Genomic DNA, 1859 nt, shown 5'->3' on the forward strand with positions numbered 1-1859 from the left:
ACAGCTCATTGACGAGCGCGGAGGCCAGGATTTCACCGTCGGCAAGGCCGCGCTCGGCCAACGGCGTCGCTCCGTCGGTCGGCTCCCCCGCCTTTGCGTTGATGTCACGAAGTTCCAACACCGCGATCGATTGGATCGATCCCAACCGCGAGGACGTCTTGCCCAATGACAGCCCACCCAGCATGCCGCCGAACAGACCGCCGGCCAAGGTCGTCAACATGTGTCGCCGCAAGATCCCCTCGCCGGCTCCCTGTCGGTCGGCCGATTCGTGGGTCCGCGGTGAAGTTGCCGCGCCGCTGCTGCTCAAATCGAAACGACGCAATCGCGCGTAAACATCCGTTGCCGTCGGGCGTTTGGCGGGATCCTTGTTCAGGCACTGGGCGATCAGCTCACACAACACCGCTGACTTCTCGCAAGGGCCGTGATCGTATTCGACTTCTCCCCTCAGCGTGCCGGCCAATCGATCGGCCGGAGTCTCACCGGGGATCGCCTGCTTTCCATAAAACACCTCATACAGCACGCACCCGAATCCAAACATGTCGGCCGCGCTCGTCGCCGATTCGCCCCGCGCCTGTTCGGGCGCCATGTATCCGGGTGTCCCCAGGATCATTCCCGATCGAGTCCGACTGGTGTCTTGATCGTCATCAGCGAACGCCGAATCACTGACCCGCGAGAGTCCGAAATCGACCAACTTGACTCGCGGTGCCGAATCGCCTGCCGAATCGTGATGGTCGACCAACATCACGTTCTGTGGTTTCAAATCGCGATGGATCACCCCCGCGGCGTGCGCGGTCGCCAAGGCGCCGGCGATCTGCATCCCGATCTGACAGGTCTGCTCGGGCGACATCGGACCGGCGACCAGTTGCTCGGCCAAGGTCAGACCGCTCAGGAACTCCATCACCGCATACGGCGCATCGCCCGCCATCCCGACGTCGAACAGTTCCACAATGTTGGGATGCGACAGCGCCGCGACAGCCTTGGCCTCGCGTTCAAATCGCTCCACCAGCTCAATCCGTCGGGGGTCCGACGGTGCCAAATGCGGAAAACCCAACATCTTGATCGCAACAGGGCGGTCCAAGCGTGTGTCCAGGGCGCGATAGACGATTCCCATCCCGCCACGGGCCAGAACCCGACCGATCGCATAGGGCCCGATCGCGCTGACCGATTCGCCGCGGGCCATGCGATCGTTGGCACCGGCTCGCTCAGCGGTGTCAGAAGATTTCGCCGAGGCAGGAGATTTCGCCGAGGCGGGATGGCCCTTCGAGGGAGGGCGTTCGCTCGCTTTCGGTGTTTGCCCCGCATCCGGCGACGGAGCCATCCATTGGGTGGCTCGTGGACTGTCATCCACTGGACCGGCATCCGCGAGGCCAGCCGCGGCATCCACCTGGTCATCTACCGGATCATCCGCATCGGTCGCTGGTCGCTCATCGACCAGCGGGCCGCTGGGGTCGCTGGGGTCGGTCGGGCCGCTCAGGTCGGCCGGGTCGGCAAAACCCAACACCGGTTCCGGTCGCACGGGGACGCCGGTCTTGGACTGAAACGGTGTGGGCCGAGATTCGGCCGCCTGGCTGGCGCGGAGTCGTTTCGCTTGCAGTTCGTTATCGATTGCCAGCAACTCTTCACGCAACAGTTCGATGTGTTCGCGCAGCGGCGTGCTGCGATGTTGCGCAATGAACAACTTGATGGCCTGTTCGACCGACAACGGGCGATCGGACTGGAAACACTCCTCGAATTCCAGGCAAACCGTGTCGATCGCGGCCAATTCGTCGGCGGTCAGGTCGTCCAAGTTCATCGTGTGTTACTACCGGGTCACTAGCTTGTTTGTACCGTGTCGCTGGGCTCGACGATCGGGTATTCAA

Annotated in this window: 1 protein-coding gene; it reads right to left on the minus strand. The window is 63.0% G+C overall.

Features of this window, described 5'->3' with window-relative positions; all coding sequences use genetic code 11:
- Positions 1 to 1792 (minus strand): serine/threonine-protein kinase (locus ABX749_RS31470; protein ID WP_372899517.1); only part of this gene is annotated, 1792 nt, incomplete at its 3' end.
- Between the last annotated feature and the right edge of the window lie 67 nt (positions 1793 to 1859).

The sequence above is a fragment of the Stieleria sp. genome (genome assembly GCF_041595215.1).
GTDB lineage: Bacteria > Planctomycetota > Planctomycetia > Pirellulales > Pirellulaceae > Stieleria > Stieleria magnilauensis.